We start from the raw sequence: 19,889 nt of genomic DNA on the forward strand, positions 1-19,889 counted from the left end.
AGCTGTACGTCTTACCACCCTCGCGGCGCTCGCCGCACCTGCCTCTACCCTGGCAGGCGGCTTCTCCCTCAATGAGCAGAGCGCCAGTGCGATGGGCACCGCTAACGCCGGTGCCGCCGCCAACCCCGAAAATGCGACCACCGTTCTTTTTAACCCCGCCGGTATGAGCCAGCTGTCTGGCACCAATATTTCCTTTGGTGCGGCGGTTCTGGATATTGATGCTGAGGCAAAAGAGGGTGCTGAAGCCCGGAGAAACCTCCCTGGACCTGCACCTATTATGGCCGACGGTACCCGGGGCGGCGATATCGCAGATCCAGCAATCCTACCCAATCTTTATCTGACGCATGAGGTAAGTGAGTCCATCGACGTCGGTTTTGGTGTGCACGCGCCTTATGGTCTGGCAGCAGACTACGAAGATGATTTTGTTGGTCGTTATTTCGCTGACGAAACTGAACTCACTGCCATCGCCTTTACGCCCTCAGTATCGGTCAGCAATGGTCAGGGATTGTCCATGGGTGTCGGTCTGAATGTGATCTATGCGGAGGGCCGTCTGACCCGCTATCAGGACCTGGCTGGCCGGATATACCAGACTGCATCAGAGCAGGCTCAACTAGGCGGCGCTTCACCGCAGCAGGCAGACCAGATTGCTCGCCAGGCGGTCAGCGCTGCTCAGGATCCATATGCCGACATAGAAGGCGACGATATCGCTGTGACTTTCCGTGTTGGGTTTCTTTATGAACTCACGGATCGAACCCAGTTGGGCCTCACGGCGCAGACTGGCACGGAGTTAAATTTGAAGGGTGATGCGGAGATCCGCAACTTTCCTGTGCCCGGTCAGCCAGGTATGAGCACCACGTTAAGTGAGAAGGTAGAGGTGCCTCTGGCAATTCCCGAAAGTGCGACTTTTGGCATACGTCATCAGTTATTGGACGATGTCACGATATTGGCAGGCGCGACTTATGCTCGTTGGAGTCGTTTTGAGGAGCTGGATATCTACAGTCGTGAAGGTGGTAACGGCCAGATTTCTTCAATTTCGGGAGATCCTATAACGCACGTTACAGAAAAGTGGAAGAACACTTGGCAGTTCAATTTGGGCAGCGTTTGGCAAGCAACCCCTCAGTGGGCTCTGAAAGCCGGCTATGCGTGGGATGAATCGCCTGTAGATCAATATCTTACTGCTCGGATTCCTTCCAGTGATCGCCATTGGCTGACTTTAGGTGCGCAGTGGAAAGACGCACAGAGTGGCTGGGCAGTCGATGCCGCAGTAGGTACTCTCTTGTTCACTGACGATCCGAGTTTCATCGAACGCAATTACCAGCACGAGAACCCGGATCAGGTCGCACGTTTATCAAATGGTGCGGAAGACCCGAGTTACTACAGCGCAGAATATGACCTAAGCGCCTGGAGTGCTGCAATCGAGGTAAGCAAGTCCTTCTAAGCCCCTGCAAACCTGGCTGGTCAGCCAACCACCTGGCCACGGTAGATGACCTTTTTCTTCCGTGGCTGGTCGATTTCTCCCTCCTCGTGGTCCTGCACTGATGCCGTCGGGGCATCCGCAATCACCTGTCCCCGATAGTTGCGCTTCAAACCGTCGTCTTCTTCCTCCGGTTCGATATTCAGCTGTGGAACCTGTTCTTTCAGCGTTTCCCAGGTGCGGATCAGTTGGGTGGAGCGGGTTTTTCGGGCGTATTCGGCCAGTTGTTGGTCCAGATGCTCTTCCGTGAGGTGCAGTTTGACGCCGAATTCCGTGTGAATCAGGCGGCGGCACTGGTGAACCAGTTTCAGCACGCTGGGATCCAGCAGCCAGCTACGTTCAGATGCCAGAGAAGTCATGGTATGAGCCTCGGAGATGGATGTCACAGCATGGCGCTGCCCGAAGTGCGTGTTGGGGCAGGGCGCCGACTCTGATTATGTAGCGAATATCGTGCCGTGACGGTGGTATTTCGCCGGGAGGTAGTGCCCGCGGCCTGCCTTGGAGCCGCGGGACTTGAGAGCAGACCGGGCGGTGGATATTGCGGTCAATTTCGGTGCATTTTCGGGCATCCATGCCCTTTTCTGGGTCGAATCAGTGCGCCTCGTCCCAGTTGTCACCAGCACCGGCTTCCACCAGCAGTGGAACATCCAGTTCAGCTGCTGCGGACATGCGCTGCTCCAGGCCTGACCGGATCTTGTCGAGGGCCGATTCCTTCACTTCCAGGATCAGTTCATCGTGAACCTGCATGGTCATGCGGGCTTCATTGGCGTGCTCCTTGAGCAGCCAATTCTCCACATCCACCATCGCTCGTTTGATGATGTCGGCGGCTGTGCCCTGCATGGGAGCATTGATCGCGGTGCGCTCGGCCGCCTGCTGCAGCTGTTTGTTGCGGGCGTTGATTTCCGGCAGATACAGCCGACGGCCGAACAGGGTTTCAACGAAACCATCGTCGTGGGCCTGTTTGCGGATGTTGTCCATGTACTTCAGAACGCCGGGATAGCGTTCGAAATAACGATCGATGTATTCCTGGGCGAGTTTGCGCTCAACGTCCAGTTGCCGGGAAAGGCCAAAGGCGGACATGCCGTAGATCAGGCCGAAGTTGATGGCCTTGGCGCTCCGACGCTGGTCTGAGGACACATCGTCAAGGCTGACCCCGAATACTTCCGATGCCGTTGCCTTGTGAATGTCTTCGCCCTTCTCAAACGCTTTGAGCAGTCCTTTGTCTCCCGAGAGATGGGCCATGATCCGAAGCTCGATCTGAGAGTAGTCGGCAGCGACGAGCTTGTATCCCTCGGGCGCAATAAAGGCCTGCCGTATACGGCGTCCCTGTTCGCTCCTGATGGGGATATTCTGCAGGTTGGGTTCCGACGAGGACAGTCGACCGGTAGCAGTGACAGCCTGATGGTAGGACGTGTGTACCCGGCCGGTACGATGGTGAATCAGCTCCGGCAGCGTGTCGGTGTAGGTCGACTTCAGCTTGCTCAGGCTTCGGTGCTCAAGAATCAGACGCGGCAGTTCGTGTTCGTGGGCGAGTTCCTGAAGCACCGGCTCCGCTGTTGACGGCGCGCCCTTTGGGGTTTTCTTGATGACCGGCAGCCCCATCTTGTCGTAGAAGATCGCCTGCAGCTGCTTGGTAGAGCCCAGGTTGAAGGTTTCCCCGGCCACTTCATGGGCCTCTTTTTCCAGCTCCGCCATGCGCTCTGCCAGTTCCTGGCTGTGCTGTCGCAGGGTGCTGGCGCTGATCAGGGTGCCGCGCTGCTCCATGCGCGACAGTACCGGCACCAGAGGCAAATCGATGTCTTCGTAGACAGAGGCCAGCTTCCCGGTTTCCTTCAGTTTTGGTCTCAAGGTCTGGTGTAGGCGCAGGGTAATGTCCGCATCCTCGGCGGCATAGGGTGCGGCCTTTTCCAGTTCGATCTGGTTGAAGGTGAGCTGTTTCGCGCCTTTGCCGGCAATGGATTCGAAGCTGATGGTCTTCTCGCCCAGGTAATACATGGCAAGGCTGTCCATGTCGTGCCGGGTAGCGACAGAATTCAGCACGTAGGATTCCAGCATGGTGTCTTCGGCAATGCCCTCCAGGGTAATGCCGTGGTTGGCCAGTACGTTCTTGTCGTACTTCAGGTTCTGGCCGACCTTGGCCACGTCGGGGTTCTCCAGCAGTGGTTTAAGCTGGTCCAGCACCTGATCACGGTCCAGCTGCTCGGGCGCGCCCATATAGTCGTGCCCCAGGGGGACATAGGCGGCCTCGCCGGGTTCGATGGCGAAAGACACACCGACGATCTCGGCATTCATGTACCGGAGGCTGGTGGTTTCAGTATCGAAGGCAAACAGCTCGGCCGATTTCAGGCGTTCCAGCCATTGATCCAGTTCTTGCTGGTCGGTGATGACGCTGTAGTTTTTCCTGCCGGTCTCCGGGCCGGGTTTTTCATCGCTGGACCGGGCGGTGCTGGAGGGTGGGGTTTCGCCCTCTTCCAGTTCGGCAATCCAGGTGCGGAACTCGTATTCCCTGAACAGCTCAAGCAGCTGCCCGTCGTCCTGTTCCCGAAGCTTCAGGTCTTCCAGGCCAAAATCCAGTTCGACGTCGGTGCGGATGGTGGCCAGTTCGCGACTCAGGGGCAGGGTTTCGGTGGCCTCGCGCAGGTATTCACCGATCTTGCCTTTGATTTCATCGGCATGCTCAATGACATTGTCCAGGTTTTCGTAGCTCTGCAGCCACTTTACCGCGGTTTTCGGGCCGCACTTGTTCACGCCGGGGATGTTGTCGACCTTGTCGCCCACCAGCGCCAGATAATCCACGATCTGCTCCGGGGTAACGCCGAACTTTTCCACCACGCCGTCCCGATCCATCCGGGTCTCGGTCATGGTGTTGATCAGCGTAACGTGATCGCTGACCAGCTGCGCCATGTCCTTGTCCCCGGTGGAAACCACCACATCGATGCCCTTGCTGGTGGCTTCGTTGGCCAGGGTACCAATCACATCGTCGGCTTCGACGCCTGTCACCGTTAGCAGCGGCAGGCCCATGGCCTTGACGATCTCATGAATGGGCTCGATCTGGCAGGCGAGATCCTCCGGCATGGGAGGTCGGTTGGCCTTGTACTCTTCATAGAGATCGTGCCGGAAGGTTTTGCCCTTGGCGTCGAACACCACCACCATCTTGGACCCGGGAAAATCCTGCTCCAGGCGGCGGAGCATGCTGATCACGCCTTTAATGGCTCCTGTCGGATGATCCTTGCTTGTGGTGAGCGGTGGAAGTGCATGATAAGCACGGAAAAGATAGGACGATCCGTCCACAAGAACCACAGGTGGTGTGTTTTTGCTGGTCATGTCAAAACAGGTCCGGAATCTGATTGAAGCGTGGGTTGGCTTATGCAACTCTGTACTGAAATCGATGGACGAAAGGGTATCACGAAAATGAAACGAATCGCCTGCCCGGCTTTGTTGCTCGCCTGTCTGCCTTTGGCTGCTCTGGCCCAGGAAGAAGGCGCTCTGGATGAGACGCCGGTGACAACTCCCGACGAGCCAGTGGTGATCTCGGATTACCAGCCTGCAAGCCAGGGCCCCGAGATTGTTATTCGCCCGGGTGAGCAGGAAGTGTTCTATGAATACCGGGTCAACGGACAGCTGATGGAAATCAAGGTTGTACCGGAAGTCGGACCGGAGTATTACCTGGTGCCGGCGGATGGCGGCGGTTGGATCCGGGAAACCGAGTCCGACATGTTGGTGCCTAGCTGGGTGATTTTCCGCTGGTAACGCCCATGTGTTTTAACGCCTGCTTTTAGTATGAACATTCTAATTTTAAGGCGTAACTTGAATCCTGAGATCGAAGAAAGGCCCTCGTTGCACTGGTTTCGACAGGGTCTTGGAACTTTCAGGAAACCAAGGAGATTCAACATGGGTAAACTCAAGTCCTATCAGGAACAGCTTCAGGAAATCGTAGACAAGGGCATCAACGCCGCTGAAGAGCAGCAGAAGAAGCTGGCTTCCAAGCCGTTCGACTACGCTGAGAAGCTGGAGTCTGAAGCGCGCGAATACAGCGTCAAGACCCTTCGCAAGCGCTACAACGGTTACAGTGACAGCCTGTTCGAGCAGCTGCGCAGCCTGAATACCCGTTTCGGCAGCTTTGCTGGCGATCTGGTAGCCAAGCTGGAAAAAGAAGCGGCAGAAGGCGCTGATGCGGTAGCCGAAGCTGCGGAAGACGTGTCTGACGCAGCTGAGGATGCCAAGAAGTCTGTTGAGCCGAAGAAGCCGGCTGCGCGCAAGACCACCGCGCGCAAGACCACTTCTACTGCCAAGAAGAGCACTGCTTCCGCCTGAATCGCGGATAGCGTCTCACCGACAGGTGAGTGAAACGAAAAGGCCGCCGGGTAAAACCGGCGGCCTTTTTGCTGGGCCCGGGAATGTCAGTGAAGAATCAGTTTTCGGTCTTGGTATGATCCAGCGGCAGGGTCCGCACCTCGCCCGTGACTTCTTCCAGGCGCTCAATGTCGGCCTCGAAGGCCCGGCGCAATTCTTCGATTTCCTGGGTTTGTGAGGTGATTTCGCGTTCAATGTCGCGTATCTGGGCTTCCAGTCGCCGAATTTTTTCCAGCGTGGCCTCGGGAATCTCGCGACCGGCCCGCTCCATGTTGGCGGCACGGCTCTGTTCGTTATCCAGTTGGCTGGATATAACCGATATGTTGCCCCGCTTGAGCTGAATAAGACCCTCAAGCTCGCGGATTTTCCGGTGCATGGCTTTCACAGCCTGATCCGGGTGGCTGAAGCGCTTCAGCAGCGCCCGATCTTGCTCGCGCTGTTCAGCGAGTTCCTTCTGGCGCTGTTTTTCCGCTTCCCGGGCAGCAATCTCTTCGTCGGTTGGTGCTGGCGGAATGGTGTCAATTACGCGGCCGTTGTCGTTCAGGATGTCGTAGCCACGTTTGGTGGCCTCCTGGGGAATGGTGCTGCTGATCACGATCTGGCCGTTTTCATCCGTGTAACGGTACATATTGGCTGCTGCTTGGGCAGAAAAACCCAGAGCCAGCGCCAATGCCGTTGCTTTGACAGAGAGTGCGGTCAGACGATTGGTCATCAATCAGACTCCGTAGCGATCCCGATAACTGGCTACCTTTTCAGCATGCCCGGCAAATTCCGGGTTGGCTTTAAGGTAGTCCAGCACCTGCTCAAGACGAATGATGCTCACCACAGGGATGCCGAATTCCTTCTCCACTTCCTGGATGGCGGATAGCTCGCCATTGCCTTTTTCCTGACGATCCAGCGCAATAAGCACGCCTGCCGGTTCGGCCCCGGCGGCACGGATGATATCGATGGATTCCCGGATCGCGGTACCGGCGGTAATCACATCATCGACAATCAGCACTTTGCCCTGTAACGGTGCGCCAACAATATTGCCGCCCTCACCATGATCTTTCTTTTCCTTGCGGTTAAACGCAAAGGGTTTGCTGTTACCGTCTGTAGCCAGTGCCATTGCTGTGACAGTGGCCAACGGAATGCCCTTATAGGCAGGGCCGAAAATAATGTCATAATCCAGCCCGCTGCGTGCGATCGCGGCGGCATAGGCCTTGCTTAATTGAAGCAGGTCGTCCCCGGTATTGAACAGGCCAGCGTTAAAGAAGTAGGGGCTGGTTCGGCCCGACTTGAGCGTGAACTCACCAAAGCGTAGTACATTTCGGCGGATGGCAAATTCGATAAATTTCTGCTGATAGTCGTGCATGACAAGGCTTCTGGCGGGTGTTGATCTTTAATTAGCGCGTAAAACCGGTATCATACACACAAACCGAATCAGGGAACACGTATGCGGGTAGTATCAATCAGCGTCAATGGCCTCGCCCAGGCCGTTGAAAAAGGCTTTTTCGACTGGCTGGCGGAGCAGGATGCTGACGTGGTCTGTGTCCAGGATCATCGCATGCGGGCCTACGAGATTGAGGACTACAACCTGATTCCGGAAGGCTACGAAGCCTATTTCATTGATGGCGAGAAAAACGAGGATGGCGGTGTTGGCATATACACCCGCCATTTTCCCAAGGCCATCATGTACGGATTTGCCAATGAGCAGGCGGATCGCGAAGGCCGTTTCATCCAGGCCGATTTTGACAAGGTTTCCGTGGCCTGTGTGCTTGCCCCTTGCGCCCTCGGTCGCGAAGAAGAGCTGGTTGGCGACGACGATCTGACCGTGCTGGACCACAAGGACGAGTTCATGGAGTCCTTCGGCCTGCATATGCAGAAGACACTGCGCAAACGCCGTCAGTTCATCTTCTGCGCCAACCTCCAGACCGCACACCACGTAACCGACGCCAGCCCTCTTTACCACAAGCTGGATTTCTCAGGTTTCCTGCCTCACGAGCGTGCCTGGCTGGATCGCCTGTTTGATGAAATGGGCTGTATCGACGGTTTCCGCGAAATTAACAAGCAGAGCAACCAGTTCACCTGGTGGCCTGAGCAAGCGGAAGGCTCCCGTAAGAACGCCGGCATCCGGGTGGATTACCAGCTGCTGACACCAGGAATCCGCAAGACCATCGAAGATGGCTGGATTGACGACTCAACCCGCTTCTCTGATCACGCCCCGGTGATCATGGATTACGACATCGAAATCGGCTTCTAAGCTCTGAGGAAGGCGCCTGCGCGGCAACGCTTCCCCAGACACGCTACAAGCACTTCCCTGTGCGCTTGAATCGGGCCATCCATGGCCCTCAACAGTCTGGGAAAGCGTTGCCACGCAGGCACCCCAGGCTTGTGAGGTTTTTCGAACAGTAGCGTGTCCCGGAAAGGTTTCCCCCTCCGGACACGCGGGCAACAAACTTAATCTGCCAGCGCCGCCTTCTGAATCTCAAACAACTGCTCAATACCCTGTTTGGCCAGAGTCAGCATGCTGTCCAGTTCTGACTGGTCGAACGGTGCACCTTCCGCAGTCCCCTGAATCTCAATGAAACCGCCCCGGTCCGTCATGATGACGTTCATGTCGGTTTCGGCCTCGGAGTCTTCCGGGTAGTCCAGATCCACCACCGGGGTGCCTTTGTAAACACCGACTGAAAGCGCGGCGACCATCTGCTTGAGCGGAGATTTCTTGAGGCGCTTGTCAGCAACCAGGTGGTTCAGGGCATCAACCAGTGCCACGCAGCCGCCGGTGATGGCTGCGGTGCGGGTGCCGCCATCGGCCTGGATGACATCGCAGTCAATGGTGATGGAGTGTTCACCGAGAGCGGTCAGATCCACCGCTGCACGCAGGGAGCGGCCAATCAGGCGCTGGATTTCGACGGTCCGGCCACCCTGCTTGCCGCGGGCAGCTTCACGGCCCATTCGGCTGCCGGTAGAGCGGGGCAGCATGCCGTATTCGGCGGTGATCCAGCCCTTGCCTTCACCCCTCAGAAACGGAGGGACCTTGTTTTCGACGGAGGCAGTGCAGATGACTTTTGTGTCCCCGAATTCCACCAGCACAGAGCCTTCGGCGTGACGGGTGTAGTTGCGGGTGATTCGAACATCTCTGGGTTGTTCGGGCGTTCTGCCGCTTGGACGCATAGTTTTTCCTGAAGTCAGTTTTGAATGTCCGGGAGCGAGTCCCGGGCGAACGTTTGTCGAAAAGGCCGGTCAGTATATCACGTTGGGGTTGGCCTTTTGTCCGGTTCGCCGTTGCTGTTAAGAGCCTGTTAAACTTCATCAATACAACACTATCGAAGCGGAGCTGACATGATCCGAAGTATGACTGCATTTGCCCGCAAGGACGTCCAGGGAGACTGGGGAACGTTGACCTGTGAAATCCGGACCGTGAATCACCGGTATCTCGAACCCTCCTTCCGCCTGCCGGAAGCGTTCCGTGAGCTGGAGAACCGGTTCCGGGAGGAACTGAGAAAGCAGTTGAAGCGGGGCAAGGTGGATGTCTCCATGCGCTTGCAGTCGGCAGAGAAAGGCTCGCAAAGTTTCGAGATCAGCGAAGACATGGCCCAGGCGGTGAATGAGGCGGCCAACCACATCAACCGGATTCTGGATAATCCGGCCCACATCAATGCCCTGGACATACTCAGGTGGCCGGGCGTGCTGTCAGTGCCGGAACAGGATTATAGCCCTGCAAAAGAGGCTGCCGTCGGACTGTTCGAGCAAACCGTGGCCGAACTTGCATCGGTGCGCGAGCGGGAGGGGGAGCGCCTGCGGCCACTGTTCGAAGATCGCCTGAAAACCATGGGTGATCTCGTTGCCGACGTCCGTAGGCGTATGCCGGAATTGCTCGAGGCGCAGGAGAAAGCGCTGCGAGATCGGTTCGAAAAAGCCAAAGTGGAACTGGATGCCGAGCGGGTTGCCCAGGAGATGGTGATGCTGGCTCAGAAAAGCGATGTGGCCGAGGAGCTGGACCGGCTGGATGCCCATATCGGTGAGGTGTCCGATACTCTGAAAAGCGAAGATGCCATTGGCCGGCGGCTGGATTTTCTCATGCAGGAGCTCAATCGAGAGGCCAACACCCTGAGCAGCAAGAGCATTGATGCCGGCGTTACCCGTACTGCAGTGGATCTCAAGGTTCTGATCGAACAGATGCGAGAGCAGGTGCAGAATATTGAGTAGCGTCTACTCTTGTTTCAGTTTGTCTTTAAGGTGCTGTAATAAAAAGATAAAAATAGATTGTCGTCTATTGGGGTCTAAGAAAATCTAGTTTAATCCAGCGACATTTGGGGGGTATAATGGGTAGTAATCTGGTCTACTACCCATGAAAAAGTGAGAAATAGACGTGCCTACTCCCCGCATGGCCCCGCGTTGCCCGAATTTGCCTGCTCAGCAGGAAACCCTCTGTTTCGAATCTGCAGGGGGTGAGTAATGGCGAAGTTGACTGCGACCAAAGTCCGGGCGCTGGTTAAAAATGGTTTGCCAGGTCGCCACAGTGATGGAAACGGCTTGTACCTAATGCTGCCAAAGCGTGGTGAGCCCTATTGGATGCTGCGGTATACGTTGGCGGGTAAGCGACGTGAATTGACCTTGGCAAAGTCTGTTGAGCTTTCACTTGCTGAGGCTCGAGAGCGTGCTGTTGAGGCCCAAAAAGAGATCCGAAGTGGTATCGATCCGATCGAAGAACGCAAGCGGGAGGGTCGGATTACGCTCAGAACCGTCAGTGATCTTTTCGAAGACTGGTACCTAGATCTGGAAAAGCGCCTCAAGCACCCAAGAATTCCAAAAAGAATCTTCCTGAGAGAAGTGTCACCTTCAATTGGGGGGATACCTATCGGCGACGTTACCCCCATGGACGTTCGAGCCATTATTAATAAAGTTGCGGCCAGTGACCGTCCGACTATCGCAAACGATACGCTGATGTACCTGAAGCAGCTGTTTAATCATGCCATCAAGCTAGGCCTGATTACGTACAATCCGGCGTCGGCTTTTACTGTTACCGATGCCGGTGGCGTCGAGAAAAGCCGGGATAGGGCTTTGACCCTTGAGGAAATTCAGCATGTCTTTAAGGTTTTCCGGGAAAACCGTGACAGCTTCACCCGGGAAAATTACTTGGCTTGTGCGATGCTGCTTATTCTGGGAGTGCGAAAGACTGAGCTGACAGAAGCGAAGTGGTCTGAGTTCGATTTAAAAAAAGGGTGTTGGGCTTTGCCCGGCGAGCGCAGTAAGTCTGGTGTGGAAATTGTTATCCCTCTTCCCCCAAGTGTCGTTCAGTGGCTCGACGAGTTGAAAACTCGTGCCTGCGGCTCAGATTACGTCTTTCCTAACCGGCGCAGCAGCAAACGCCCCCACATGGGGAAGGACACGCTAAACCGCGCCATTTCCAAGTTGTTCGGGAAGGAACCGGGCAGGAAACAGCAACCGGAAAACAAGATGGGTGATATCGCCGAGTTTACTGTTCATGATCTACGGCGCACCTGCCGCAGTCTGATGGCATCTGCAGGAGTACCTGGACATGTGGCTGAGCGATGTTTGAACCACAAGCTAAAGGGAGTTGAGGGCATTTACGACCGCTATGACTATTTTGACGAACGTCGCGATGCTCTGATTAAAGTGGAGGGGCTGGTTATCTCATCGGTGGAGGATAAATAGCAGCTTGATGGCAGTCTGTGTGAGTTCTTGGTAAGGCTTTGTGGGGGGGCGTTTTCGCGCGAGGTCTTTAAGCCAACTCTTCTGGAAGAGGTTAATCCAACCTTATTAATCGGTCGTTTTTTACCGAATATCGGTGTTTTACCTCTATCGAGGGGCAGCAACGTGAGTCATCAATAGCATGGGTTAAAGACTCTACGGTGAGCACATTGCTATCGGTTACAGTTATGTCGTGAGCGCCCTCTATGACAAAGGTATCCACCGGGATATAGCTGCCATGCTGGTAGCGGAAGAAAACAAGGTGAGGAATAGCTGAGTTTCCTCCATAAAAGCCTTCAATAATAATGAGGGCAAACACACCGGTAGCTCCTTGCTCGGCGGAACTAATTTCTACTGTCTTGCGACCTTGCAGATACTCGGAACCACTATATTTCGAGGCCAGGTGTTCACTGTAGCTGTTTATGGCCTCTTCCATTTCATTGATTGGGCCTCCTGAGGAGCTAGCGGAAAACTGGGCCTGGCTGGGGCTCCGGCTGGAATGATCCTCAACGGTCATGTTTTCGCTGTTGTTGTCATGGTTTTTGGCTAGTATCGGGGAAAAATAGCCGTATTGCCATCACTAACAACCCGGGTTGTTTGCTTTGAATAAGCGTGGCTGCAGATCGTCAAGGTTGCAGCGACGATCAAGAGAGATGCGCTGAGTTTAACTGGCATTATAGGTCACCCTGGCGGGGGGGGCTACCCCGTTACTGCGGACATTCCTAAAAAGAGGCACACTGAGCAAAAGGAGTGTTCATGTCCAGACGCAGAAAATATAGCCCAGAGTTCAAACGCGAAGCCATCGCTTTAACCCGTCAACCCGGTGTGAGTTGTCGGCAGATAGCCTTGGAGGTCGGCATCAATCCCAATCTGCTGTCACGTTGGCGCAGAGAAGCGGACGAGGAGACGGACAAGGCCTTCAAGGGCTCAGGCTCTCCCAGAGACGAGGAGGTTGCCCGTCTCAAGCGAGAACTGGCCCGTGTGAAGAAGGAACGTGATTTTTTGCGAGAAGCGGCAGTGTTCTTCGCAAAGGAGTCGTCCTGAGGTATCAGGCGATTCAACGTTGTCGCAATCATTTCCCCATACGTCTTATGTGCCGATGCCTGAACGTATCGGCCAGCGGTTATTACGCTTGGGTATCTCGCCCTGAGTCTGCCAGGGCCAAGGCAAATCAGCGCTTGCTGACACGCATCAGAGAGATTCATGACGATAGCGGTGGCATGATTGGCTCACCCCGAGTGCACGAGGACCAGGTTGCCGAAGGTGCTTCAACCAGTCTGAACCGTGTTGCGCGGTTGATGGCCAAACACGGTATCCAGGGCTGGCCACGGAAGAAGCGCGGACGCTTTGGACGTCGATCTCATCGGCCACCGGGTATCCGGAATCATCTGGAACGGGATTTCTCCGCTCTGGAGCCGGACACCAAGTGGGTGACGGATATCACCGAAATACCCACGCAGGAAGGAAAGCTCTTTCTTTGCGTGGTTCTCGACCTGTTCAGCAAGCTGATCGTTGGTTGGTCCATGCATCCCGGCAGGATCGACATATGGTGATCAGAGCGGTTGAGATGGCTGTCTGGCAGCGCCAGGGGGAAGTTCCGGTAATATTGCACTCTGATCGAGGCAGTCAATTCACCAGCGGAGACTATCAAAGATATCTCGGTAGCAACCGCCTGGTGAGCAGCATGAGTGCAGTCGGTCACTGTGGCGATAACGCTGCCTGCGAGGGATTCTTCGGGATGCTCAAGCGGGAGCGCATTCACCACCGGCGCTACCGAACTCAGAATGAAGCACGAGCTGATGTCTTCGATTATATTGAGCGGTTCCATAATCCGAGGATGCGTCGTAGAGTTGCTGCTCAGGACAGGAAGCTGTTCGCCGTTTTAAAAACGTCCGTGGAAACGGGGTAGAACCCGGTTTTTCCGTTCGTGCCCCCAAGACGGCTATCCAGCCGAGTTGAAAGTTTGTCACCTACTCGATGTGCTCAAATTGACCAAAAGTGCCGAGAAGAGCAAAACGATACCCTACGCGGTTTGACCGAATAGCCGGGCAGGTTTTTCTTTAGAGTGTGTGTCGATATGCCAAGAGGGAGATAAACTTTTTGGACACATACACAGGTACGGCCATGCTCCAGTCCAGCGGCCTCAACCAGGCCAATGTCTGCTTACTGGTGACCGTCACGAAGCTGGACACCGGTACTCAGGTTTTGTGATGTATTGCTGGTCACGACCCAGCAATGTCTGCTCGTGGCCCCAAAGCAGCCTGTTAGTAGTTCCTGATGTAACTTTGGTGAGAGACAGCTTCCGCCCCATAGGAGCCGTTGAGACCCTGCAACGGATTTCAATCCGAGACGCTCTCCAGAATGACGAAAGCGGACACTGCTTTTGCTGCTCTGAGCGCCTGGTTACGGCAAAAGCTGCGACTTAGCCGCCACTAAAGGATTTGGATTTTAGGATCCCAATCTCTACGGGCAGCCAGCATCCCAACTCCCATGAGGACTAATAAGCCTGAACTTCACTCGCGGACTGATTGAAACACCTATCGCAGCCAAGTATGGTTCAGGATGGCTGAAGGAATGCTCTTTTGAATTAACCTGCTCGTATTATGCCAGCCCCTCCGGTATGAGGATTTTTATGACAGCCATAGAGGACATCATCAGGGATAAGTATTCGCAGCTTACTCCGCAGGAGCGGAAACTGGCGGAGTTTATTCTGGACCGTCCTAATGACTTGGCCACTTTCAACAGTGCCGAATTGGCGCACCACTGCGGCGTCTCCAAGGCCACCGTAAGTCGGATGTTTAAGCGCCTTGGCTTTTCTTCTTTTCGTGAAGGGCGACTGGAATCGCGGCGCCAGCGGCAGCAAGGCGTTCCGGTGGTAGAGGGCCTCCCCTCAAAACGTAGCTTCGCCCCTCACTTTGAACGCGAAATAAACAATCTCAAGATACTCCAGGCGTCCCTGTCCGAAGATAAAATGAGCGCAATAGCCGAGGAGTTGGCGGAGGCACGCTTGATTAAAGTCGTTGGCTTTCGTAACAGCTATCCGATAGCGCTGCATATCAGGCAGCAGTTGATACAGGTAAGAACCGGCGTTGACCTAGCCCCCCAGCCGGGGCAGACCCTTGCAGAAGAACTGGAAGGATTGGGGCCTGGCGACATGGTAATTTTTGTCGCTTTTCGGCGCCGTCCGAAAGTGTTTGATAAGGCGTTGAAGCATATGCTTCAACGTAACCTGCCGGTATTGCTAATCAGCGATGCGTCCCTCAGAAAAACAGCCAGCCAGGTGCAATGGTGGGTCGAATGCCCGCTGGATAGTATTTCCGGCTTCGATGACTACAGTGCGGCCATGAGCTTCTCTACCTTGATCTGCAATACCCTCTTGCATCGCATGGCGGACTCCGGGCAGTCGCGAATCCTCTCGATCAGCGATGCCTATCGAGAAATGAACGAGCTGGATTTCATCTAACAAACCTGCGCACGAAGCCTTGCGGACTTCAGGCGTTCATCTGGAATCGCAACAAAGGTGCAAACCCGCCCTGTTTCAGACCGCTCCCCCATCTCGAAGCACTAATCCAGTGCATTCCGCTGCGGTTTTCTCTGCACCTCCCCTCCCCAAAATCCAACTAACTATCTGATACCGATCGATTAGGACTGGTTGGCACTTATGTTGCAAAAGGTAGATCCTATGAAACAAAAGATACAGAAATGAACTTCGATGAAACTTAGAGGACCTCAATAATGACCCATCTATTTAAGACAACCGCCCGTTGGCTCGGCCTGTTGTGCCTGTGTTTTTCAGCATTGCATGTAAGTGCAAATCAGCTCGATGACATTACCCAGCGGGGTGTGTTGGTCGTCGCTGTCCCGCAGGATTTTCCTCCCTTCGGATCTGTCGGACCTGATCTGCAGCCGATGGGGTACGACATCGATGTCGCTCGCTATCTGGCTGACAGTCTGAAGCTGAAGCTGGAGCTGGTACCGGTCACCAGTGCAAACCGGATTCCCTACCTGCAAACCCGCAAGGTTGATTTGGTGATCTCCAGCATGGGCAAGAACCCAGAGCGGGAAAAGGTGGTCGATTTTTCCCGGGCCTACGCGCCCTTCTTTCTAGGCGTATTCGGTGAAGCCGCTGCTAAAGTGGATTCCTCTGCTGATTTGGCAGATAAAACAGTCGGGGTGACTCGGGGGTCGGTCGAAGATCTTGAACTGTCCAAGCTGGCGCCTGGAAGCGCCGTTATTCGTCGCTTTGAAGATAACAACACCACCATCTCTGCGTATCTCTCGGGGCAGGTTGATTTGATCGCCACGGGTAACCTGGTCGCCGCCAAGATCGCCGAGAGAAGCAGCCGTCGAGACTTGACCTCGAAGTTTGTGATCAAGAACTCCCCGTGCTTTGTCGGCGTGCGTAAGGGGGAAGCACAACTGCTGGATAAAGTGAACGAGCTGATCACTGCCGGATTAGCCTCTGGCAAGCTCGATGGCCTATCGCTGAAGTGGTTCAAGGCCAAGCTTCCGGCTGACCTCAAGTAGCAGGTAGGTGACCGCCATGGAATATACCTTTCAATTCTCAGAGCTCTTGCCCTATTCGGCTCTCATCGTTGAGGGGCTGTTATGGACCATGGCTCTGACCCTGTTCACCACGATCCTGGGGTGCCTGCTGGGCACCCTAGGCGCCGTGGCCAGAGCCGGACAACACCGGCTGCTGAAACAGCTGGTCGGGATCTATGTGGAATTGATCCGCAATACCCCCTTTATCGTCCAGCTGTTCTTTATCTTCTTTGGACTGCCCACTCTCGGTATCAAGTTGGATGCCTGGGAGGCGGGGCTGCTCGCCATGGTGATCAACCTCGGAGCCTACAGCACCGAAATCATTCGAGCCGGCATCGAGGCCACCCCGAAGGGGCAGTTGGAGGCGGCCCGCACGCTCGGCTTAAGTCGCGCCCAGACGTTCGTCCGCGTGGTGCTGCCTCCCGCGTTACAGAAGATCTACCCGGCCCTAACCAGTCAATGCATCATCGTGATGCTGGGGTCGGCCGTGCTATCGCAGATCTCTGTTCAGGAGTTGACCTTTGCGGCCAACTTCATCCAGTCGCGTAATTTCCTGAGCTTTGAAGTTTATCTGGTTGTGGCCCTGCTCTATCTGCTGCTGGCGGTGCTGATGCGCCAGCTGTTCAAGGTCGTGCACCACTACGCCTTTCCCAACTTGAGGGCACGCAAATGACCGAATTTAGCGATTGGGATATTCTCCGAAACTTGCTATTGGCCGCCCGCTGGACCGTAGCACTTTCATTGATCGCCTTTGCCGGGGGCGCTTCGGTGGGGTTGCTGCTGACCTTTATGCAGATCAGCGGCCGCGGGCCCTTAGTGTGGTTTACCCGGCTCTATGTCGAGCTGTTCCAGGGCACGCCACTGCTGATGCAGCTGTTTCTCGTGTTCTTCGGCATTTCATTGTTCGGGATTGATGTATCGCCCTGGACCGCTGCGGCTTTGGCGCTGACGCTGTTCAGCAGCGCTTTCCTAACCGAGATCTGGCGCGGCTGCATCGAGGCGATTCCCCGCGGGCAGTGGGAAGCTTCGCGCAGCCTGGGGTTGAGCTACGTCGAGATCATGCGCTACATCATTCTGCCCCAGGCTCTTCGGGTCTCCATTCCACCGACGATGGGGTTCTCCGTGCAAATCGTCAAGGGCACAGCGCTGGCGTCGATCATCGGTTTTGTGGAGCTGACCAAGGCCGGCACCATGCTCAACAACGCAACCTTTGAGCCTTTCAAAGTATTCGGCTTTGTCGCCCTCATATACTTCCTGCTTTGCTACCCGTTGTCGGTAGCGAGCCGTCTGCTGGAGAGAAAACTACATGGCACTGGTTAGTATTGACAATGTTCACAAGCACTATGGCGATAACCATGTGCTGAAGGGGATCGACCTGCGGATCAATGTGGGCGAAGTGGTCTCCATCATCGGTCGCAGCGGCTCCGGGAAAAGCACCCTGCTGCGCTGCATCAACGGTCTGGAAACCTACAGCGAAGGCGGCATCATCGTCGATCAACTGGAGGTCACCGACGACGAAAGCCAGATTCGCAAGCTGAGCAAGAGTATCGGCATGGTGTTCCAGCACTTCAACCTGTTCCCGCACTTAACCGTGGGACAGAACATCACCCTGGCGCCCAAGCTGGTCCGTAAATTGCCGGCCGCTGAAGCGGAGGCTACGGCACGGGAAATGCTGCAGAAGGTCGGCTTGCAGGACAAGTTCGACAGCTACCCGGGTGAGCTGTCGGGCGGCCAGCAGCAGCGGGTCGCCATCGCGCGCTCCCTGGCGATGAAACCCAAAGTGCTGCTGTGCGACGAGATCACCTCGGCGCTCGACCCTGAGTTGGTAGGAGAGGTGTTGAAGGTATTGGAAACACTGGCGGCAGACGGGATGACCCTAGTTCTGGTTACCCACGAGATGAATTTCGCCCGTGATATCGGCGATCGAGTGATCTTCATGCACCACGGCAAGGTGTGGGAATCGGGCGAAGCCAAGGCGGTATTTGCCAATCCGCAAACCCCCGAACTGCAGACGTTCATCAATGCCGTGCTCTAGCACCAACCGCTCTTTTTCAGACAATAGATCCAGGTTTAATTGATACATGACATACCTTGCTGCAACTTCTTCTTTTGATCCCCTGAAATGGGTAAACCTCGCGGATGCGCGCCTTGGGGCGCGCGCGCTCTCCGTTACTGATGACTGGTTCGCCGACGTGAACCGAATGCTGGAACCTTCTGAGCCGGTCTGGAAGGAGGGGCTTTATGATGACAACGGCAAATGGATGGACGGCTGGGAATCGCGCCGCAAACGGGGAAGCGGCCATGACCACGCGGTGATCCGCTTAGGTGTTGCCGGAACGATCCGCGCGATTGATATCGACACGCGCTATTTTACCGGCAACTACCCCCCTTCCGCCTCTGTCGAGGCCTGCTACTGTCCTGAGGGTGATCCGGACGGGGATACCAGTTGGACCGAGATTCTGCCCTCGATCTCCCTGCAGGGCGACCACCAGCATTTGTACGAACTGGACAGCAATGGGGTCTGGTCGCACCTGCGGCTCAATATTTATCCTGATGGCGGCGTGGCCCGCCTACGGGTCTACGGCATACCGTATCGAGACTGGTCCAGTCATCCCCAGCACCAGGCAATCGACCTGGCTTCGGCCATGAACGGTGGGCGAGCTCTGGCATGCAGCGACCAGCACTACGGCCACATGGGAAATATCCTTAACCCTGGCCGAGGGGTCAATATGGGGGACGGCTGGGAAACGGCCAGGCGGCGCACACCGGGGTTCGATTGGGTCATTGTCGCTCTGGGTCACCCTGGTCTGATCAAGCAGGTGATTGTCGATACCCATCATTTTAAGGGCAACTTCCCCGACCATTGCAGCCTGTTGGGGGGCTATATCAGCGGCGGAACCGACGATCAGATCGAAGCCCAAAGCCTCTACTGGCAGGAGTTGCTACCGGCGCAAAAACTGACCATGGACTCAGAACACCGCTTTGAAGCAGAGCTGAACGAAATCGGCCCCATCACCCACGTTCGTCTCAATATCTTTCCGGATGGCGGTGTTAGCCGATTACGGCTGCTGGGCCTGATCGATACCGCCGCGTCAACCACAGGCTCCCGGTGAGAATTCTGCATCCTAAGCCGCTGACCAAGGAGGCATTTGCCCCCTTCGGTGAGGTGATCGAGACCCGTGGCAGCCCCCACTTCACGATCAATGGGGGCTCCACTGAGCGATTCCATGACCTGGCGGAGGTTGACGTATCCGAATCCGGAGGACGACCGCTGATCAATATCTTCAGGGCGCAGCCCCTGGAGCGACCATTGACCGCCCGCCTGATGGAGCGCCATCCTCTGGCCAGCCAGGCCTTCATCCCCCTGTGCCGCTCGCCTTTTTGGGTCCTTGTCGCTCCCGCGGGAGATGACTTGCGCGTGAGTGAGTTAACGCTGTTTGAGACCAATGGCAACCAGGGGGTCAATTATCGCCGTGGCATCTGGCATCATCCGATCTTGGCGCAGGTACCTGACCAAGAGTTCCTTGTGATCGATCGTGGCGGGGTGGGGGAAAACTGTGATGAGTATCATTTGCCAGAACCTGTCCGTTTTTTCATATCGTAGCCTTAACTTTAAATAAATTGCATGATGCAAAGTGCCCTCAAGGGAAGCCTCGTGCTCTAAAGGCCAGTGACCGCTTCTGAGAAATCTAATGGATTCGGAGAGGTTGCGAATCCTTACGCCTCAGCGGCAGCAAGGTGTTGTAGCCGTCTCTGAGCAGTAATCTATTAGAAATCCCTAATAGTCTGCAAAGTTCGCTAAACAGACCGATCTGTTGCT

Annotated in this window: 19 protein-coding genes and 1 pseudogene; 14 read left to right on the top strand and 6 right to left on the bottom strand. The window is 55.5% G+C overall.

The features are described 5' to 3' along the window. The first annotated feature begins 91 nt into the window (after positions 1–91). Positions 92–1,438: an OmpP1/FadL family transporter gene (locus ACGK9W_RS19885; RefSeq protein ID WP_405418346.1), complete on the top strand. Its 1,347-nt coding sequence runs from the start codon at positions 92–94 to the stop codon at positions 1,436–1,438. A 20-nt stretch (positions 1,439–1,458) separates the two neighbouring features. Here ACGK9W_RS19885 and ACGK9W_RS19890 read toward each other — a convergent pair whose 3' ends face one another. Beyond that, complete coding sequence (locus tag ACGK9W_RS19890) at positions 1,459–1,833, bottom strand: hypothetical protein (RefSeq protein WP_273046231.1); 375 nt, start codon at positions 1,831–1,833, stop codon at positions 1,459–1,461. 232 nt (positions 1,834–2,065) lie between these two features. Beyond that, the gene (gene polA / locus ACGK9W_RS19895) at positions 2,066–4,798 is read right to left on the bottom strand and encodes a DNA polymerase I (protein WP_405418350.1); all 2,733 of its coding nucleotides are present in this window, start codon (positions 4,796–4,798) and stop codon (positions 2,066–2,068) included. 87 nt (positions 4,799–4,885) lie between these two features. Between polA and ACGK9W_RS19900 the strand changes: the two genes are divergently transcribed. Together ACGK9W_RS19900 and ACGK9W_RS19905 are read left to right on the top strand one after the other, a co-directional pair. Beyond that, a complete protein-coding gene (locus tag ACGK9W_RS19900) occupies positions 4,886–5,224 on the top strand; it encodes a DUF2782 domain-containing protein (RefSeq protein ID WP_008174197.1) in 339 nt (112 codons plus the stop codon). Positions 5,225–5,365: 141 nt separating this feature from the next. Further along, a complete protein-coding gene (locus tag ACGK9W_RS19905) occupies positions 5,366–5,788 on the top strand; it encodes a hypothetical protein (RefSeq protein ID WP_405418352.1) in 423 nt (140 codons plus the stop codon). Positions 5,789–5,885: 97 nt separating this feature from the next. Here ACGK9W_RS19905 and ACGK9W_RS19910 read toward each other — a convergent pair whose 3' ends face one another. Beyond that, a complete protein-coding gene (locus ACGK9W_RS19910) occupies positions 5,886–6,539 on the bottom strand; it encodes a DUF4124 domain-containing protein (RefSeq protein ID WP_405418354.1) in 654 nt (217 codons plus the stop codon). A gap of 3 nt (positions 6,540–6,542) precedes the next feature. Then, on the bottom strand, positions 6,543–7,181 hold the full coding sequence (pyrE, locus tag ACGK9W_RS19915; RefSeq protein WP_008174208.1) for an orotate phosphoribosyltransferase: 639 nt from the start codon (positions 7,179–7,181) through the stop codon (positions 6,543–6,545). An 81-nt stretch (positions 7,182–7,262) separates the two neighbouring features. On the opposite strand from pyrE, the gene ACGK9W_RS19920 reads away from it, so the two are divergent. Next, a complete protein-coding gene (locus ACGK9W_RS19920; protein ID WP_064228397.1) occupies positions 7,263–8,069 on the top strand; it encodes an exodeoxyribonuclease III in 807 nt (268 codons plus the stop codon). Positions 8,070–8,266: 197 nt separating this feature from the next. Here the strand turns inward: ACGK9W_RS19920 and rph are convergent, their stop codons facing one another. Next, positions 8,267–8,983 (bottom strand): ribonuclease PH, encoded by a 717-nt coding sequence (gene rph, locus ACGK9W_RS19925; protein ID WP_092033172.1) that lies wholly within the window; start codon positions 8,981–8,983, stop codon positions 8,267–8,269. 168 nt (positions 8,984–9,151) lie between these two features. Between rph and ACGK9W_RS19930 the strand changes: the two genes are divergently transcribed. Together ACGK9W_RS19930 and ACGK9W_RS19935 are read left to right on the top strand one after the other, a co-directional pair. Continuing rightward, on the top strand, positions 9,152–10,018 hold the full coding sequence (locus ACGK9W_RS19930) for a YicC/YloC family endoribonuclease (protein ID WP_008174213.1): 867 nt from the start codon (positions 9,152–9,154) through the stop codon (positions 10,016–10,018). Between the two features lie 249 nt (positions 10,019–10,267). Beyond that, positions 10,268–11,488 (top strand): tyrosine-type recombinase/integrase, encoded by a 1,221-nt coding sequence (locus tag ACGK9W_RS19935; RefSeq protein WP_405418357.1) that lies wholly within the window; start codon positions 10,268–10,270, stop codon positions 11,486–11,488. 91 nt (positions 11,489–11,579) lie between these two features. Here ACGK9W_RS19935 and ACGK9W_RS19940 read toward each other — a convergent pair whose 3' ends face one another. Then, a complete protein-coding gene (locus ACGK9W_RS19940; protein ID WP_405418359.1) occupies positions 11,580–12,041 on the bottom strand; it encodes a hypothetical protein in 462 nt (153 codons plus the stop codon). Between the two features lie 239 nt (positions 12,042–12,280). On the opposite strand from ACGK9W_RS19940, the pseudogene ACGK9W_RS19945 reads away from it, so the two are divergent. The 8 genes and pseudogenes from ACGK9W_RS19945 to ACGK9W_RS19980 all read left to right on the top strand — a co-directional run bounded on the left by ACGK9W_RS19945 (position 12,281) and on the right by ACGK9W_RS19980 (position 19,673). Next, positions 12,281–13,433 (top strand): annotated as a pseudogene (locus ACGK9W_RS19945) (IS3 family transposase). A gap of 723 nt (positions 13,434–14,156) precedes the next feature. Then, complete coding sequence (locus ACGK9W_RS19950) at positions 14,157–14,987, top strand: MurR/RpiR family transcriptional regulator (RefSeq protein ID WP_405418360.1); 831 nt, start codon at positions 14,157–14,159, stop codon at positions 14,985–14,987. 272 nt (positions 14,988–15,259) lie between these two features. Further along, positions 15,260–16,051: a transporter substrate-binding domain-containing protein gene (locus ACGK9W_RS19955; protein ID WP_405418362.1), complete on the top strand. Its 792-nt coding sequence runs from the start codon at positions 15,260–15,262 to the stop codon at positions 16,049–16,051. 16 nt (positions 16,052–16,067) lie between these two features. Further along, positions 16,068–16,742, top strand: a complete 675-nt coding sequence (locus tag ACGK9W_RS19960; RefSeq protein WP_405418363.1) for an amino acid ABC transporter permease — start codon at positions 16,068–16,070, stop codon at positions 16,740–16,742. Next, positions 16,739–17,389 carry an amino acid ABC transporter permease gene (locus ACGK9W_RS19965; protein WP_405418365.1) on the top strand — a complete coding sequence of 217 codons (651 nt, stop codon included), beginning with the start codon at positions 16,739–16,741 and terminating at the stop codon, positions 17,387–17,389. The genes ACGK9W_RS19960 and ACGK9W_RS19965 overlap by 4 nt, the downstream gene beginning before the upstream one ends. Then, on the top strand, positions 17,376–18,104 hold the full coding sequence (locus ACGK9W_RS19970; protein ID WP_405418366.1) for an amino acid ABC transporter ATP-binding protein: 729 nt from the start codon (positions 17,376–17,378) through the stop codon (positions 18,102–18,104). Before ACGK9W_RS19965 ends, ACGK9W_RS19970 begins: the two co-directional genes overlap by 14 nt. A gap of 46 nt (positions 18,105–18,150) precedes the next feature. After that, complete coding sequence (alc, locus tag ACGK9W_RS19975) at positions 18,151–19,182, top strand: allantoicase (RefSeq protein ID WP_405418368.1); 1,032 nt, start codon at positions 18,151–18,153, stop codon at positions 19,180–19,182. Continuing rightward, on the top strand, positions 19,179–19,673 hold the full coding sequence (locus tag ACGK9W_RS19980) for an ureidoglycolate lyase (RefSeq protein WP_405418370.1): 495 nt from the start codon (positions 19,179–19,181) through the stop codon (positions 19,671–19,673). The genes alc and ACGK9W_RS19980 overlap by 4 nt, the downstream gene beginning before the upstream one ends. Positions 19,674–19,889: the final 216 nt, after the last annotated feature.

Origin of the sequence: Marinobacter flavimaris (genome assembly GCF_045057155.1) — a bacterium.
GTDB lineage: Bacteria > Pseudomonadota > Gammaproteobacteria > Pseudomonadales > Oleiphilaceae > Marinobacter > Marinobacter manganoxydans.

What these genes read in the sequence shown, in the direction of transcription:
- ACGK9W_RS19950 (WP_405418360.1), top strand. Translation starts at nt 14,157, where the DNA reads ATGACAGCCATAGAGGACATCATCAGGGATAAGTATTCGCAGCTTACT.
- ACGK9W_RS19920 (WP_064228397.1), top strand. Translation starts at nt 7,263, where the DNA reads ATGCGGGTAGTATCAATCAGCGTCAATGGCCTCGCCCAGGCCGTTGAA.
- alc (WP_405418368.1), top strand. Translation starts at nt 18,151, where the DNA reads ATGACATACCTTGCTGCAACTTCTTCTTTTGATCCCCTGAAATGGGTA.
- polA (WP_405418350.1), bottom strand. Translation starts at nt 4,798, where the DNA reads ATGACCAGCAAAAACACACCACCTGTGGTTCTTGTGGACGGATCGTCC.
- ACGK9W_RS19930 (WP_008174213.1), top strand. Translation starts at nt 9,152, where the DNA reads ATGATCCGAAGTATGACTGCATTTGCCCGCAAGGACGTCCAGGGAGAC.
- ACGK9W_RS19960 (WP_405418363.1), top strand. Translation starts at nt 16,068, where the DNA reads ATGGAATATACCTTTCAATTCTCAGAGCTCTTGCCCTATTCGGCTCTC.
- ACGK9W_RS19885 (WP_405418346.1), top strand. Translation starts at nt 92, where the DNA reads ATGGGCACCGCTAACGCCGGTGCCGCCGCCAACCCCGAAAATGCGACC.
- ACGK9W_RS19935 (WP_405418357.1), top strand. Translation starts at nt 10,268, where the DNA reads ATGGCGAAGTTGACTGCGACCAAAGTCCGGGCGCTGGTTAAAAATGGT.
- ACGK9W_RS19890 (WP_273046231.1), bottom strand. Translation starts at nt 1,833, where the DNA reads ATGACTTCTCTGGCATCTGAACGTAGCTGGCTGCTGGATCCCAGCGTG.
- ACGK9W_RS19910 (WP_405418354.1), bottom strand. Translation starts at nt 6,539, where the DNA reads ATGACCAATCGTCTGACCGCACTCTCTGTCAAAGCAACGGCATTGGCG.
- ACGK9W_RS19905 (WP_405418352.1), top strand. Translation starts at nt 5,366, where the DNA reads ATGGGTAAACTCAAGTCCTATCAGGAACAGCTTCAGGAAATCGTAGAC.
- ACGK9W_RS19970 (WP_405418366.1), top strand. Translation starts at nt 17,376, where the DNA reads ATGGCACTGGTTAGTATTGACAATGTTCACAAGCACTATGGCGATAAC.
- ACGK9W_RS19965 (WP_405418365.1), top strand. Translation starts at nt 16,739, where the DNA reads ATGACCGAATTTAGCGATTGGGATATTCTCCGAAACTTGCTATTGGCC.
- ACGK9W_RS19940 (WP_405418359.1), bottom strand. Translation starts at nt 12,041, where the DNA reads ATGACCGTTGAGGATCATTCCAGCCGGAGCCCCAGCCAGGCCCAGTTT.
- ACGK9W_RS19900 (WP_008174197.1), top strand. Translation starts at nt 4,886, where the DNA reads ATGAAACGAATCGCCTGCCCGGCTTTGTTGCTCGCCTGTCTGCCTTTG.
- rph (WP_092033172.1), bottom strand. Translation starts at nt 8,983, where the DNA reads ATGCGTCCAAGCGGCAGAACGCCCGAACAACCCAGAGATGTTCGAATC.
- ACGK9W_RS19955 (WP_405418362.1), top strand. Translation starts at nt 15,260, where the DNA reads ATGACCCATCTATTTAAGACAACCGCCCGTTGGCTCGGCCTGTTGTGC.
- pyrE (WP_008174208.1), bottom strand. Translation starts at nt 7,181, where the DNA reads ATGCACGACTATCAGCAGAAATTTATCGAATTTGCCATCCGCCGAAAT.